Origin of the sequence: Amycolatopsis thailandensis (assembly GCF_002234405.1) — a bacterium.
Classification (GTDB): Bacteria; Actinomycetota; Actinomycetes; order Mycobacteriales; family Pseudonocardiaceae; genus Amycolatopsis; species Amycolatopsis thailandensis.
In genome coordinates this window covers 97,700-114,281 of record NZ_NMQT01000041.1, presented here as the reverse complement: position 1 = coordinate 114,281, position 16,582 = coordinate 97,700, and the positions used below count along the sequence as shown (strand labels likewise).

Annotated in this window: 3 protein-coding genes; all 3 read right to left on the bottom strand. The window is 70.6% G+C overall.

Translation table 11 applies throughout. The annotated features are described in order from the left end of the window. Nucleotides 1-289 precede the first annotated feature (289 nt). The 3 genes from CFP71_RS13095 to CFP71_RS13085 are packed head-to-tail and all read right to left on the bottom strand — an operon-like array spanning nt 290 to nt 16,576. On the bottom strand, nt 290-487 hold the full coding sequence (locus CFP71_RS13095) for an MbtH family protein (RefSeq protein WP_093934128.1): 198 nt from the start codon (nt 485-487) through the stop codon (nt 290-292). Between the two features lie 13 nt (nt 488-500). After that, on the bottom strand, nt 501-1,736 hold the full coding sequence (locus tag CFP71_RS13090) for an MFS transporter (RefSeq protein WP_093934127.1): 1,236 nt from the start codon (nt 1,734-1,736) through the stop codon (nt 501-503). Next, a complete protein-coding gene (locus CFP71_RS13085; RefSeq protein WP_093934126.1) occupies nt 1,733-16,576 on the bottom strand; it encodes a non-ribosomal peptide synthetase in 14,844 nt (4,947 codons plus the stop codon). The genes CFP71_RS13090 and CFP71_RS13085 overlap by 4 nt, the downstream gene beginning before the upstream one ends. Nucleotides 16,577-16,582 lie beyond the last annotated feature (6 nt).

Below are 16,582 nucleotides of genomic sequence, written 5' to 3'. Positions count from 1 at the left end.
AGGCGATCCACGAACATCTCGCGCCGAACACTCACCACGTGGGGCCTACTACTCTGCGCAGTTGAGTGACTGGGCCGCGATCGTGGCCCAGTGGGTGTCGAGCGACCCTGGGTCTCTCAAGGAGGCCTTCACGGACCGGCGCTCGACGGCGATCCGCGAGGCGAAGGGGACTTTCCCCTCATCACACGCGCGGAAAGTCCCCATCACCCCGGGGCATGCGGTCTCAGGCGGCGACGAAGGCCGGAGGTGCCCGGGCGGGTGCGGCCACCGCCGCGGGCACCGCGACCGGTCATTCGGCCGCCATGCGCTCCCTCAAGCTTCGGGGACGCATGTCCGTCCAGACCTCGTCCACGTGGTCCATGCACTCCTGGCGAGTGCCCGTTTTGCCATCGGGACGCCAGCCTTCGGGAATTTCCTTGTCCGCGGGCCAAAGCGAGTACTGCTCTTCGTCATTGACCAGGACCTGGAACGTGGTGTTGTCGTCCATCGGTTCTCTCTCCTCAACTTACGGTGGTTTTCACTTCGGATGGTGCGGACGTGGCGGAAAGCCCGCGCAGCGTGCGGTTGAAGGTGGTGAGCAACGTGACGACCGCGATGGCGCCCGCGCACGCCAGCACCGCCGTGGAGCCGGGCAGGAACTCGACCAGCCACCCGCCCAGTGCGGGCCCGAGCGCGGCGGCCAGACCGCCCGTCACCCCCAGCACGCCACCGAGGCGGCCGCGCAACTCGTCGGGTGTGGTGAGCAGCTGGTAGGTGCTGATGGCCGTGTTGGCGGCGGGCGGCAGAAAGGCGATCCCCGCGAACAGCAGGCCCATGAGGTATCCGCTGTGCACGAAGATCGCGAGCGGTGTCAGGACGGTCAGGGCCCAGAACACCCCGGCGATCAACACATACGGGCTGAACCTGCGGTACAGGACGGGTGCGGCCAGCGCGCCGAGCACCCCGCCGCCGCCGAGCATCGCGGCCATGACGCCGATCTCCCCCGACGGCATGCCCCGGCCGTCGGCGAGCACGATGATCACCAGGTAGTAGGCCGAAAAGAACAGGTTGAGACTGATCACGCAGAACGTCGTGACGCGCAGCGGCGGTTGCCGCCACACCCAATTCAGCCCTTCCGCGATCTCTCGGCCCAGATGCGCGGGTGGACGAGAGGCCGTGGTCCGGCGGACCGGCAGCCGGACGAACAACAGCGACACGAAGGCGACGAGGTGGGTCACGACGTCGAAAACGAACGGCACGAACCGGCCCAAGGAGAACAGGAAGCCGCCGAGCGCGGTACCCGAGAGCTGTCCGGCGCTCGTTCGCGCGGCGTTCAGCGAGACCGCCGACGGGACCTGGTCGGCCGGGACCAGCAGCGGCAGGCTCGCCTCCTCCGCCGGTTCGAACAAGGCCCGGCACACTCCCATCACGACCGCGACGACGACCAGGAGACCGACTCCCGCCACGTCCCGCCACAGCGCGAGGACGAGCACGACGGCCGCGATCGCCTGCATGGCCTCACAGCCGAGCATGATCCGTTTGCGGGACCAGCGGTCCGCCAGCGCGCCGGCCGGGAGCCCGGCGACCAGCTGGGCGATCGCCACCGCGCCGACCACGAGTCCCGATTGGACACCGGAGCCGGTGATCGCCAGTACCACCAGGGGAAAGGCGATCATGGTGGTGCTGAACCCGGCTTCGGACACGACCTGCCCGGTCCACAGGAGACGGTAGTCGCGATTGCTTCGCAGCCCGCTCACGTCTCGTCACCCCGGCAGTCGGCCGCGATGGCCCGCAAGGCGGCGGCGAAGTCCGCGGCGACGGCCGCCACCGTGGCGCGCGTGTTCAGATGGGGCTGGTAGTACCAGGAGAACTCCAGGCGGCCGTCCCGGACACCGCCGACCACTTCGAGCACGTGGGGCGGCCGGTTTTCCGGATCCTGTTCGCGGCCGAGGGGTGCGTGGGCTCGCCGGTAGAAGCCGGTCCCCTCGCTCGCGTGGTCGCCTTGCCCCAGGTAGTTGAACGCGACCTCCGGCGCGGTGTCACCGAGCTCGGGGAACCGGAAGTTCCGCAGGGCGCCGTAGCCGAAACCGTTGCGGGGCAGGGCGCGCAGCTGTTTCCGGGTCGCCTTGACGAGTGCTCGCCACCCGGCTGAGTCGTCGATCATGAGCCCGACGGGGAACAAGGTGGTGAACCAGCCGACCGTCCGGGAAAGGTCGACGTCGTCGAGGATCTCTTCGCGCCCGTGGCCTTCCAGGTCGACGGCGACGGCTCGCTCCCCCGTCCAGCGGGTGAGCGCCCTGGCCAGCGCGGTCAGCAGGACGTCGTTGATCCGGGTGCGATAGGCGCCGGGTGCCAGGTGCAGCAGGGCGTCGGTGTCCCGTTCGGCGACCTCGACGGTCACCGATTCCGGTGGCGCGGGCGGCACGTCCGTCCGGTCACGCGGAACGGTGCGGCCGGGCAGCTCGCGAGCCCAATGGCCGTGTTCGTCGTCCAGTCCCCCGCCTTGGACGAACTCGCGCAGGCGGTGGGACCACTCGCGGAAGGACGTCGTCTTGGTCCCGAGGTCGGTCTTCTCCCCGGCTTCGATCTGCCGGTACGCGCGTTCGAGATCTTCGAGCAGGATGCCCCACGACACGGCGTCGACGACGAGGTGGTGCGCGGCGAGCAGGAGGCGGGGATTCCCCGCTCCGTCCGGTTCGGTCAGCACCGCGCGCAGGTGCGGCGGCCGCGCGAGATCGAAATCCGCCTGCGCGACCTCGGCTTCGGCCTCCAACCGGTCGGCGGGCACCTTCTTCAGTACCGGCCCCGGCTCGGGTGGTTCGTTGTATTGCGTCCACCCCTCTTCGGTCCGCTCGAAGCGCAGGCGCAGCGCGTCGTGCTGGGTGATGACGGCGTCGAGCGCGAGCCGCAGCGATTCCTGTTCCACGGGTCCTTCGAGTTCGACGAGCACAGACTGGTTGAAGTGCGCCGGATTCGCCGGTTCGGAGGCGAAGAACCACTGCTGGATCGGGGTCAGCGGAACGTCGCCGACGACGACCTCGCGATCCGCGTCCGCCGTGTCCACCGGTTTCACCACTGTCGCGAGCTCGGCGACCGTCTGGTGGGTGAACAGATCCTTCGACCGCATCGCCAGCCCGGCCTGCCGGGCCCGGTGGACGACCTGGATGCTCAGGATCGAATCGCCGCCGAGGTCGAAGAAGTTGTCCGTGGACCCGACGCGGTCCACGCCGAGGACCTCGGTCCAGAGCTTCGCCAGCGACCTCTCCGTTTCGGTGCGCGGCTCCACGTGGTCCGCGCCCTGCGCCAAGGCCGGATCCGGAGCGGGAAGCGCCGCGCGGTCCACCTTGCCGTTGGCGGTGACCGGAACCGCGTCCAAGGGCACGAAGACCGAAGGCACGAGGTAAGCCGGCAACGTCTCGCCGAGGAAGGCCCGCAGATCCGCCGTCTCGCCGTCGACGTAGGCGACGAGACGCTTGTGCCCACCGATCTCGCGGGCGACCACGACCGCGTCGCGTACCTCCGGATGGCGTCGCAGGGCCGTTTCGATCTCACCGAGTTCCACCCGGAAACCGCGGACCTTGACCTGCTCGTCGACACGCCCCACGAACTCCAGCGCACCCGATGCCGTCCACCGGACCAGGTCGCCGGTCCGGTACATCCGGCTGCCCCGGCGCCCGAAGGGATTCGCGGTGAACCGGTCCGCGGTCAGGCCCGGCCGGTTCAGATAGCCGCGCGCCAGCCCTGCACCGGAGACGAACAGCTCGCCGGTCGTGCCGATCGGTACCGGCCGCAGCGCTTTGTCCAGGACGTGGACCTCGGTGTTCGGGATCGGTGTGCCGATCGGCGGCGGGGCGCCCGGGGTCAGCGGCTCGCTCCACGAGGTGACCACGGTGGACTCCGTGGGCCCGTAGGCGTTGATCATCCGCCGCCCGGGAGCCCATCGGTCCACCAGCACCGCCGGACAGGTGTCCCCGCCGACGATCACGGTCCGGAAGTCCGGGAGATCCGTCTCGGGCACGGTGGCCAGCGCGATCGGCGGGATCAGCGCGTGGGTGACCCGCGTGCGGCGCAGGACGTCGGCGAGGTCGGTACCGAGCAGCGGCCCCTCGGGCGGGACGACGAGCGCGGCACCGGCGGGCAGGGACAGGCACAGTTCCAGGATCGAGGCGTCGAAACTGGGCGAGCTGAAGGCCAGAACGCGGTCACCGGGCCGCACGTCGCAGTGTTCGATCTCGGCGGCTGAGAACGACGCGAGCCCGGCATGGGTGACGACGACCCCCTTGGGCCGGCCGGTCGAGCCGGACGTGTAGATCACGTAGGCGGGCTGAGCGGGATCGAACCGCACTCCCAGGTCAGTGTCGTCGTGGGCGCCCGCGTCGAGTTCGCCGTCCACCACCAGGACAGGGTCCGCGTCACGCAGCATGAACTCGATGCGCTCGGCGGGATAGCCGGGATCCACGGGCAGGAACGCGGCGCCGGTCTTGGCCACGGCCAGTTCGGTGACCACGAGCGCCAACGAACGCGGCAGCCGGACGGCGACGACCCGCTCGGGTGCCGCGCCCCGCTCCAGGAGCGAGCGCGCCAGCCGGTTGGCCCGCGCGTTGAGCTCCCCGAAGGTCAGCGAACCGCTGTCGGTCATCAGCGCGGGCGCGGTAGGTGTCCGCCGGACCTGTGCTTCGAAGAGTTCGGCCAGGGACGCGGCCGGGACGGCACGGGCGGTGTCGTTCCAGGCTCGCAGTTGGTCGAGCTCACCCTGGGGCAGCGTCGGCAGCGTGGCCATCGGGCGGTCCGGTTCGGCGGCGAGCGTGGTCAGGAGGGCCCGCAGCCGCGCGATGAGCCGCTCGATGGTCGCGGCGTCGAACAGTCCGGTGCTGTAGTTGATCGCCCCGTGCACCGTGTCGCCGTCCTGCTCGAACTGCACAAGGAGGTCGAAGGGGGCCGCCACCGCCGGCAGCGCGACCTCGCCCGCGACGAGCTCGCCGGAACCGGGCCGATCACCGGTGTTCTGCAGGACCACCATGGCCTGGAACAGCGGGGTGCGGCTCGGGTCGCGGACCGGCTGCACGGCGTCCACCACGCGTTCGAACGGGACGTCCTGATTGCCGAACGCGTCCAGTACCACGTTCCGCACCTGTGCCAGGAACTCCCGGAAGGACCGTTCGGTGTCCACAGTGGACCGAAGGGTCAGGGTGTTGACGAAGAATCCGACCAGGCGTTGCAGCTCGGTGCGCTCCCGCCCGGCGGTCACCGTGCCGACGGCGACGTCTTCCTGGCCCGCCCACCCGGCCAGCAGGACCTGGCAGGCGGCCACCAGGGTCATGAACAGGGTGCCGTCCTGGGCTTTGGCCAGTTCCCGGAGTCTCGCGACGACGTCGGCGGGAAGATCGAATCCGATCCACTCCCCCTCCGTCGTGCGCGTCGCGGGCCGGGGCCGGTCGGTGGGCAGCTCGAGGGGCTCGAGTCCGGCGAGCCGGTCCCTCCAGTGCTCCAGCTGCCCGGCGAGCGCGGAACCGTCGAGGAGTTCCCGTTGCCAGGCCGCGAAGTCCGCGTATTGCACGGGAAGCTCGGACAGCGACGGCTCTTCGCCGCGGACGAAGGCGGCGTAGGTCTCGTCGAGTTCGGCGGCCAGTACGCCCGAAGACCAGCCGTCGGTGACGATGTGGTGCAGCACCAGCAGCAGGACATGCTCCTCGGGCGTCCGCCGGAACAACCGGGCCCGCAGGAGGGGTCCGGTTCGCAGATCGAACGGACGGGACGCTTCCCGCGCCATCCTGTCCTCGTCGAAGTCTTCGACGGGAAGGTCGACGCGGTAGGGCTCGTGCACGAACTGCACACCGCGGCCGTCGATCGCGTCGAAGGTGGTGCGCAGCGACTCGTGGCGGGCTACCAGGAAGTCCAGCGCGCGGTTGAGGGCGACGACGTCGAGTTCACCGCGCAGCAGCAACGCGGAGGGCGACAGGTACTCGGTGCCACCCGGTTCGAACTCGTCCAGGAACCACAGCCGCTGTTGGGAGAACGACAACGGCAGGGCGCCGTCGCGGGCCACGACCGGGATCGGCCGCGTGCCGGCCCGCTGCTCCGGCAGGGCCGCGGCGAACCGGTCGAGGGTCGGTGCGGCGAACAACGCCCGCGGCGAGATGTCGACGCCCAGTTCGGCGCGCACGCGGGAGGCGATCCGCATGCTCAGGATCGAGTCGCCGCCGAGTTCGAAGAAGCTGTCCGTCGCGCCGACCCGGTCGACGTCGAGGACCTCGCCCCAGATGACGGCGAGACGACGTTCGGCCTCGGTTCGCGGCGCCACGTACTCGGCGGCGGTGTCGCGGCCCGGCGCCGGAAGCGCCCGCTTGTCGATCTTCCCGTTACGGGTGAGCGGAAGGGCGTCGAGTGCGACGAACGCCGACGGGACGAGGTGCTCCGGCAAGCGATCCCGCAGCCACTCCCGCAGTCCTCGCGGGTCGCCGACGATGTACGCGACGAGCCGTCCGTCGCGGGCGTTGACCGTCGTGTCCGTGACCGCAGGGTGCTGCCGCAGCACGGCTTCCACCTCGCCGGGCTCGACCCGGAAGCCGCGGATCTTGACCTGGTCGTCGACGCGGCCGAGGTAGTCGAGCCGTCCGTCGGCCGTCCAGCGGACACGGTCGCCGGTGCGGTACATACGGGTGCCCGGCGGGCCGAAGGGGTCGGCGACGAACCGATCCGCGGTCAGTCCCGGACGGCCGAGGTAACCGCGGGCGAGCTGAACGCCGGCGAGGAACAACTCACCGGGCATCCCCACCGGAACCGGCGTCCCGGTCGCGTCGAGGACGTAGGCGCGCAGGTTGGCCAGCGGAGAGCCGATCAGCGGCCGGTCCCCTGCCACCGGCGTATGCACGGAATCGACCGTGACCTCGGTGGGCCCGTAATAGTTGTGCGTGGTCACACCGGACGCCACCAGCTCACGCCACAGTCGCTCGCCGGTCGCCTCGCCGCCGACGAGCACCGTGCCCGGCCGATGGTCCCCGGTCAGCAGGCCCGCTTCGAGCAGCTGCTGGAGATAGGTCGGGGTCAGGTCGAGCAGGTCGATCCGGTGGTCGCGGACGTAGTCGACGGCGGCGCGGGGATCGAGCCGCGTGTCGTCGTCCAGCACGTGCAGCTCGTGGCCGTCGATCATGGCCAAAAGCGCTTCCCACGAGGTGTCGAACGACAGCGACGCGGTGAGCGCCACCCGTCGGCGCTCTTCGGTGAGGAAGACACGGCGGTGCGCGGCGAGCATGTTCATCAAGCCGCGGTGCTCGATGACGACGCCCTTCGGCGTCCCGGTCGAACCGGAGGTGTAGATGACGTACGCCGCGGTGTCCACGCTCGCCCTGACCGTGGTGGCTGTCGCTCGAACGGCCTCCGGCTCGCTCAGCACCACCACCGGGCGCGCGTCCTCCAGCAGGAACCGTTTCCGTTCCTCCGGCAGACCGGGATCGATCGGCAGATACACCGCGCCCACCTTGAAGATCGCGAGGATCGCGATCACGGCTTCGGCCGAGCGGGGCAGCGCGACGGCCACCACCGTCTCCGGCCCGGCGCCACGAGCGGCCAGTTCACCCGCCAGTCGCGTGGCGCGGGCATCGACCTCGGCGAAGTCCAAGACCGTGCCGCGGAAGACCAGCGCGGTCTCGTGCGGAACGCGGGCGACCGTCGCCTCGAAGACGTCCAGCACCGTGCCGGACGGCACGTCGATCACCGGGCCGCTGCCCGAGGCCAGCAGTTCGCGCCGTTCGGACGACGACAGCGGCGACAGCGCGTCGAGCCGGCTCCGCGGATCCGCGACGATCGCGCGGACGAACCCGGCGAGCTGATCCGCCAGACGGCGGACCGTGGCCGCGTCGAACAACCTCGGGTCGTACGACAGCTCGAGCCCGAGTTTGTCGTGCAGGTAGGCGGTGAGGTTCAGCGGGAAGTTCGTCGTGTCCAGCGACTCGACGTCCAGCACTCGCACGTCGGCCTGCCCGCTGTCCTCGATCGGGTAGTTCTCGAACACCACCACGCTGTCGAACAGGGCAGTTCCGGCGGGCACGTCCGTGAACGCCTGCAGTTGCGAAAGGGCGAGGAAGTCGTACCGGCGCGCGTCGGCCTGCGCCGCCTGCGTTTCCCGCAGCCAGTCGAGGGCGGATTCCTCGCCACGGACCTCCACGCGTGCCGGGACCGTGTTGATGAACATGCCGATCATCGACTCGACACCCGGCATCCCCTCCGGGCGGCCGGACACGGTCGTGCCGAACAAGACGTCGGTCTCCCCGCTGTACCGCGCGAGCAGCAGCGCCCAAGCGCCCTGCACGATCGTGTTGACCGTGAGCGCGGCGGACTTCGCCGTCTCGTGCAGGCGCGCGGACTCCTCAGGCGTCAACTCGACGAGGACGGCTTCCGCGGACTCGGCGCGGTGCGCTTCCTGCGGCCGCCGGTCGAAGGGCAACGGGGTCGGGGTGGTGAATCCGTCCAGGACCGCGCGCCAATGGGTCTCGGCCTCGGGGTGGTCCTGCCGGGCGAGCCACGCCAGGTAGTCGCGGAACGGCCGGCGCGGGTCCAGCCGCGCGGCGCGGCCCTCCACGATGGCCGCGTACTGCTCGCACACCTCGCCGAAGACCTGCGCCGTGCTCCAGCCGTCGAGCAGGACGTGATGCGAGGTCCAGACCAGCTGTACTTCGTCGTCGGCGACCCTCGCGATCGCCAGGCGCATCAACGGCGGGGCGGCCAGGTCCATTCCCGCCGCCACGTCGTCCGTCAGCAGCTTCTTCAGTTCCCGGTCCTGCTCGTCCGACGTGAGCGAGCGCCAGTCGTCCTGCCGGACCGGGACCCGGACCTCGCGGTGCACTCGCTGGACAGGCTCCTCGATGCCTTCCCAAGCGGTACTGCTGCGCAGGATCGGAGTGCGGTCGACCACCCGCTGCCAGGCTTCGGCGAGCGCGTCCGGACGGCTCACCCCGGCGAGCCGGAGCCGGAACTGGTCGAAGTAGGCGGTCGAACCGGTGTCGACCAGGCTGTGGAACAGCATGCCCGTCTGCAACGGCGTGAGCGGATAGATGTCCTCGACGTCACGGCCGTCACCGGCGACGCGGTCGACGTCCGCCTGCGCGAGCCGGGTCAGCGGGAAGTCCGACGGCGTGCGTCCCCCGTTGTCTGCGCAATGCGCGATGATCCCGCGTAACGAGTCGAGTGTGGCGTCGGCGAGCGCGCGTACCGTGGCTTCTTCGTGCACCTCATCGGAATACTGCCAGGTGAGATGGAGTTCGCCGCTTTCGACGACACCGATGACGTCGAGCAGGTACGGACGCACGCTTTCCGGGTCGCTGTCGTTCCCCAGGGCTTCGGCCCTGCCCCGGATCCATCCTTCGGCGGGACTCCCCATGTCCCAGCGGCCGTGATAATTGAAAGAAATTCGCGGTTCGGGAGCTTCGCGCAACGCGGAACCCGGCGTTTCTTCGGTGCTCAAGTAGCGCAAAGCCTCGAAGCCCGCGCCTTTGGCCGGAACCGCGCGCAGTTGTTCCTTGACGGCTTTGAGCACGTCGCCCCAGTCACCTTCGGGAACAGCGAGCGAGAGCGGGTACTGGGCGGTGAACCAGCCGATCGTGCGCGAAAGGTCGAAGGGGCCGGCGAGGTCTTCGCGACCGTGCCCCTCCATGGCGATCCCGACCCTCGACCGCCCCGTCCACCGGGCCAGCGCCCGGCCGAGGGCGCTGACCAGGACGTCGTTGACCTCGGTGCGGTACGCGTCGGGTACGTCGCGGAGGAGCGCGGTGGTCTCGGCCCGGCCAAGTGACACCGAGACACCGCGCTCCGACTTCGCGGTGTTGCGGCCCGGGCGGTCAACCGGAATGTCCATCCAGGCTCCGCGGAGCGAAGTTTCCCAGTACCCGATTTCCTTGTCGAGTCTTCCCATTTTCACGTTCTCGGCGAGAGAACGGGCCCAATACGTGAACGATGTCCGTACCGGTGCGAGAACCTCGCCCCGGTACGCGCGTTCGAGGTCGGACAGCAGAATCCGCCACGAAACCCCGTCCATGACGAGGTGATGGGCGGTGAGGAACAGTTGCGGCGCCCGATCGCGGAAGGTGAACAACACAGCGCGCCACAGCGGCCCGGTGGTGACGTCGAGCGAGGTCTGTGCCCGCACGGCCTCCGCGCGCATGGCCGTCGCCACGTCTTCCACGGGATCCACATCGGACAGGTCCACGTGCCTGAGGATGCTGTCCGGATCGACCGGGGCGGGCTCCTGCTCCCAGCGCCCCTCGGTACGGGAGAACCGCATGCGCAGCGCGTCGTGCCGCTCGGCGACCCGGTTCAAGGCGGAGATCAGCTTCGGCCTGTCCACGGACGACAGCACGACGTGCACGGACATGGACAGCCGCCACGGCGCTTCCAGCCGTTCGAACAGCCAGGACTGGATCGGGCCGAGCGGAGCCGGCCCGAGGTTCTCCGCCTCGACGTGCTCGGCAGGGGTTTCCGGCAGGGCGACATGTGCGAGTTCGGCGATGGTCTGGTTGCGGAACAGGTCCTTGGACGACAGCGTCAGCCCCGCCTGCCGGGCGGCCGCGACGACCTGGATGCTGAGGATCGAGTCGCCGCCGAGCCCGAAGAAGTTGTCTTCGACGCCGACCCTGTCGACCCCGAGGACTTCCGACCAGACCGCGGCCAGCACGGTCTCGGCGTCGGTGCGCGGTGCCACGTAACGGTTCTCGGTCCGCGCGCCCGGCTCGGGCAGCGCCCGGACGTCGAGCTTCCCGTTGGCGTTGAGCGGCAACCGCTCCAGCGGCACGAACACCGCGGGCACCAGGTGGGCGGGCAGGGAACGGCCGAGGAACTCCCGCAGCGCGGTCGTCCCCGGCACCGCCCCGGTCAGGTACGCGACGAGCCGCCGGGTGTCCCCCGCGCCGTGGGCGACGACAGCCGCCGTCTCGACGTCGGGATGGACGATCAGCGCCGCTTCGATCTCGCCGGGTTCGATGCGGAAGCCGCGGATCTTGACCTGGTGGTCGGCGCGGCCCCGGTAGTCCAGTTCACCGTCGCCGGTCCACCTCAGCAGGTCCCCGGTGCGGTACATCCGCGTGCCGGGCCCGCCGAAGGGGTCCGCGACGAAACGCGACGCGGTCAGTCCGGGACGGTTGAGGTAGCCGCGCGCGAGCCCGGCCCCGGCGACGTACAGTTCGCCGGTCACCCCGGGTGGGACTGGAGCGAGATCGGCGTCGAGCACGTAGGTCCGCAGGTCCGGGATCGGGACGCCGACGGTGGCCGTTCCGTCCGCCTCCAGCGCCCGGTGCGTGACGTGCACCGTGGTCTCGGTGATGCCGTACATGTTCACCAGCCGCGGCCCGTCCGGGTGCCGCCGGTACCACTCCGCCAGCCGCGCGGGATCCAGCGCCTCGCCGCCGAAGATCACGTACCGCAGACCGAGTTGCCGCGACGGCAGTGCGCTCAGCCGGTAGAACGCCGACGGCGTCTGGTTGAGGACGGTCACCCGCTGCTCGGCGAGCAGTGCCAGGAACTCTTCCGGTTCGCGGACCGCGTCCTGCGGGACGACCACGAGCCTGCCGCCGTGCAGCAGCGCGCCCCACAGTTCCCAGACCGAGAAGTCGAAGGCGTAGGAGTGGAAGAGCGTCCAGACGTCGTTCTCGTCGAAGCCGAACCAGTGCGCGGTCGAGGAGAACAGCCTGGTGACGTTGGCGTGCGGGATCAGGACGCCCTTGGGCACACCGGTGGACCCGGAGGTGTAGATGACGTAGGCCGCGTTTCCCGGCTCGACACGCGTCTGCGGAGCGGTGTCCGGCCGCCCGTCGGCCTCGACGGAGTCGACGACGCAGACCGGGCGCGCGTCCGCCACCGTCGCCTCGATCCGCGCCGCCGGGTAGGCCGGGTCGATCGGCAGGTACGCGGACCCCGACTTCAGGACGGCGAGTACCGCGACGACCAGATCCGCCGACCGCGGCAGCCGTAACGCCACCAGCCGCTCCGGCCCCGCGCCCTCCTCGATCAGCCGGTGGGCGAGGCGGTTGGCGCGTCTGTCCAGTTCGCCATAGGTCAGCTCGGTGCTCCCGCTCGTCACCGCGACGGCGTCCGGAGTGCGCGCGGCGCGTGCGGCGAACAGCTCGTGCAGCACCGGCGACGGTTCCGCGGCCGCCTTGCCGTTCCACTCCACCAGCACCCGGTCGCGTTCGGCCGGGCTGATCCAGGGCTGCCCGGCGAGCGGCAGCTCCGGAGCCGTCGCGATGCCGTCGAGCATCCGGCGAAGCCAGCCGGTCAGCCGCTCGATCGTGGCGGCGTCGAACAGATCGGTGTTGTAGTTGACGAGCGCGTCGAGCCGCCCGGCGGTCTCCTGGAAGTGGATCGTGAGATCGAAACCGGCGGTGACGACGGGCGGCGCCAGCTCTTCGACGTCCAGGCCCGTCATCGACGGCCGGGTGTCCGGGGTGTTGTGCAGGACCACCAGCACCTGGCACAGCGGCGTCCGGCTGGTGTCCCGTTCCGGCTGCAGGTCGTCGACGACCCGGTCGAAGGGCACGTCCTGGTGCGCGAAAGCGTCCAGGACGGTGTCCCGCACGTCATCCAGGAAGCTGTCGAACCCGAGCGTCAAGTCCACAGTGGACCTCAGGACGAGCGTGTTGACGAAGAAACCGATCAGGCCTTCGACTTCGGTGCGCTCGCGGCCGGAGACGACCGTGCCCACGGCGATGTCGTCCTGGCCCGACCAGCGGGCGAACAGCAGCTTGCTCGCGGCGAGCAGCGTCGTGAACAAGGTGCCGCCCTGATGCCGGGACAACTCCTTGAGCCGGGCCGCGGTCCCGGCGGGCACGCTGAATTCGTGCAGGGCGCCGTTCTTCGTCCGGACGGCGGGCCGGGGCCGGTCGGTGGGGAGGTCGAGGGTGGGCACGCCGTCGAGCCGGTTGCGCCAGTAACTGAGCTGGGCGTCGAAATCGTTGCCCCGCAGCCGTTCTCGCTGCCAGACCGCGTAATCCGCGTACTGCGCGGACAGGGGCGGGAGGACCGGCGCCTCGCCGCGGACGAACGCGCTGTAGCACGTGGCCAGCTCGGCCAGCAGCACGCCGGAGGACCAGCCGTCGGTGACGATGTGGTGCAACACGAGCGTGAGTACGTGGTCGCCGGGCGCGAGCCGGGTCAGCGCGACCCTCAACGACGGTCCGGCGTGCAGATCGACGGGGCCGGTCGCCGCTTCCAACGCGGTGTCGAGATCGCCGTCGGTGACGGGCACGTCGACGGCGTAGGGCGGGTGGATCACCTGGACGCCGCGGCCGTCGACGGTCGCGAAGGTCGTCCGCAAGGACTCGTGCCGGGCGACCAGAGCGGTCAAGGCGCGGTTCAGCGCGGCGAGGTCCAGCTCTCCGCGCAGCCTCAAGGCCGTCGGCGAGACGTACTCGGAACTGCCCGGTTCGAATTCGTCGAGGAACCACAACCGTTGCTGGGCGAAGGAGAGCGGCGCTTCGAACCGGCCGCCGTCCCTGGGCAGCACGGGGATCGCCGCCTGCGGCGCGGTGCTCTCGGGCAGCCGCCGGGCGAGGCGGGCCGGAGTGGGCGCGGTGAGGACGAGCCGGGCGGGCACCTCTGCGCCGAGCGCGTCCCGCAGCCGCGCGAGGACCCGGATGCCGAGAAGGGAATCCCCGCCGAGGTCGAAGAAGTCGTCGTCGACACCGACGCGTTCGACGCCGAGGACGTCGGACCAGATGGCGGTCACCAGCCGTTCACGGTCGTTCCGGGGAGCGACGTAGGGCGTAGTGGTGGTGTGTTCGGGATCGGGCAGGGCGCGGCGGTCCAGTTTTCCGTGTCTGGTCAGCGGCAGAGCGTCCACGCCGACGAACACCGACGGGACGAGATGGCCGGGCAGGACACGGCTCAGCTCCGACCGCAGCCGGGCGGGTTCGGTGTCACCGACGACGTAGGCGACCAGTGTGCCGTTCCGCGCGTCCACGGCGGCGTCCGTGACGGACGGCTGCGCCCGCAGCACCGCTTCGACCTCGCCCGGTTCGATCCGGAAGCCGCGGACCTTGAGCTGATCGTCGACCCGGCCGAGGTGCTCCAGCTGCCCGTCCGCGGTCCAGCGTGCCCGGTCACCGGTGCGGTAGAGCCGGGCTCCGGGCGGGCCGAACGGGTCGGCGGTGAAGCGGTCCGCGGTCAGCCCCGGACGGCCGAGGTAACCACGGGCGAGCTGGGCGCCGGCGAGGCACAGTTCGCCGGGGACGCCGACCGGGACGAGCCGGGATCCTTCATCGAGGACGTAGGCGGTCACGTTCCCCAGCGGCCTGCCGATCACCGGCCGATCGCCGATGACCGGAGCGCGCGTGGCGTCCACTGTGGACTCGGTGGGCCCGTAGTAGTTGTGGGCTTCCGTTCCGGACGCGGCGAGTTCGCGCCAGAGATCGCCGTCGAGGGCCTCGCCGCCGACCATCAGGAACTTCGGCCGACGCTCTCCTTCGAGCAGTCCTGCGGGCAGTAGCTGCCGCAGGTACGACGGTGTGACGTCGAGGAAGTCGACGTGCTCGTCGCGGACATAGCGGGTCAGCCCGGCCGGGTCGAGCCGGGTCTCCTCGGTGATGACGTGCAGTTCGTGGCCGTCCGCCAGCAGCAGCGGGCCTTCCCACGAGGTGTCGAAGGAAAGGGTCGCGGTCAGCGCGACGCGCATCCGGTCGCGGCCGAACACGGTGCGGTGGTTGGCGAGCAGGTTGACCAGGGCCGCGTGGCCGACGACGACGCCCTTCGGCGTCCCCGTCGAGCCCGAGGTGTGAATGACGTACGCGGCGTCCGAAGGCCGTGGCGGCGCCGGTCGCGGCCCGTCGGTGGTGACCTCGAAAGTGCCGTCGAGCACGACCACCGGCCGGGTGTCCTCCAGCAGCGTCCGGATCCGCTCGGGTGGCAGACCCGGATCGATCGAGAGGTGCACGGCGCCGGCCTTGAGCACGGCGAACAACGCGACAACCGCTTCGGCCGAGCGGGGCAGCAGCACCGCGACGACCTGGTCCGGACCGGCGCCGCGGGCGGCCAGCTCCGCGGAGACGCCGTCAGTACGGGCGGCCAGTTCGGCGAAGGTCAGCCGGGTTTCGCCGCAGACCAGCGCGATTTCGCCGGGCCGGGTCTTCGCCTGGTGGTCCAGCAGGTCGACGATCGTCGTGGCAGGCACCTCCAGCCCGTTGCTCCCCCAGAACAGCAGACGGCGTTCCTCGTCGTCGTCGGTCAGCGGCAGGTCGGCGATCCGGCGGCCGGGTTCGGCGGCGATCCCGGTCAGCAGCCGCAGCAGGTGGCCGATCAGGCCGTCGACCGTGGCGGCGTCGAACAGTTCGGTGCTGTACTCGACGAGCCCCGCCAGCTCGCCGCCGGACTCCTCGAACTCCACCGAGAGGTCGAAGTTCGCCGCGTCCCGCGCCACCTCCGCCGGTTCCACGGTCAGGCCCGGGAACTCGGGTCCGGCCCCGGAAGCGGAATGCAGCAGCACCATGACGTCGAACAGCGGGTTGCGCCCGGCGTCGCGGCCGGCCTGTACGGCGTCGACGACGGCGTCGAACGGCACGTCGTCGTGCGCGAAGGCATCCAGGACGGTCTGGCGGGCGCGAGTCAGATGCTCGGTGAAGGTCGCGGCCCGGTCGACGGCCGAACGCAGGACGACGGTGTTGACGAAGAAGCCGACGACACGTTCGAGTTCCGGCTTTTCGCGGCCCCGCACGACGGTGCCGAGCGCGATGTCGTCCTGCCCGGTGTAGCGGGCGAACAACGCCTGGCACGCGGCCAGCAGCACCGTGAACAACGTGGTCTCCGACGAGCGCGCCAGCTCCGCGAGGCGCCCGGCCACCTCCACGGGCACGGTGAACTCGCGTACCGCGCCGTCGGTGCTTCGCACGGGCGGCCGGGGCCGGTCGGTGGGCAGCTCCAGGGGGACGACGTCGGCGAGGTGCGCCTTCCAATAGTCGAGACCCGCTCCTCGTAACGGCCGATTTCGCTGCCATACCGCGAAGTCCGCGTACTGCACCGGCTGGTTGGGAAGCCGCGCGTGTTCGCCGTCGCGGTAGAGCAGGCCGAGTTCCTCGGTCAGTACCCCCATCGACGCGCCGTCGGTGGCGATGTGATGCACGCACACCAGCAGCACGTGCTCGGTTTCGGTGAGCCGCGCCAGCATCGCGCGCAACAGTGGCCCGCGGCCGAGGTCGAACGGCCGGGTGTACTCGGCGCGCAGGACGTCTTCCAGGTCGTCGGGCGTGACCTCCACGACGGGCAGTTCGACTTCGTGAGGCGGCCCGACGATCTGGAAGCCCTCGCCGTCGATCTCCTCGAAGGTGGTGCGCAACGGCTCGTGGCGCCGGACCAGCGACTTCAGCGCGGTGGCCAGCGCGGCGTGGTCGAGCATTCCGGTCAGGCGCAGGGCGAACGCGCTGTTGTACTCGGGGTCGTCCGGCCGCAGCCTGCTGAGGAACCACAGGCGCCGCTGGGCGGACGAGAGCGGGATCGGGCGGGAACGGTCGGCGGCGGCCGGGATCTCCGGCGCGGGCGCGGCCGTTCCCGCCATCCGCGCGCGCAGCGCCTCCCGCAGGTGGGCGGGCAGTGCCGCGATGCGGTCCTGTCGGGACGAGGTCATGATGGC

Bases quoted from the DNA above. Each gene is read 5' to 3' on its own strand.
- CFP71_RS13095 (WP_093934128.1), bottom strand. From the start codon at position 487: ATGGACGACAACACCACGTTCCAGGTCCTGGTCAATGACGAAGAGCAG.
- CFP71_RS13085 (WP_093934126.1), bottom strand. From the start codon at position 16,576: ATGACCTCGTCCCGACAGGACCGCATCGCGGCACTGCCCGCCCACCTG.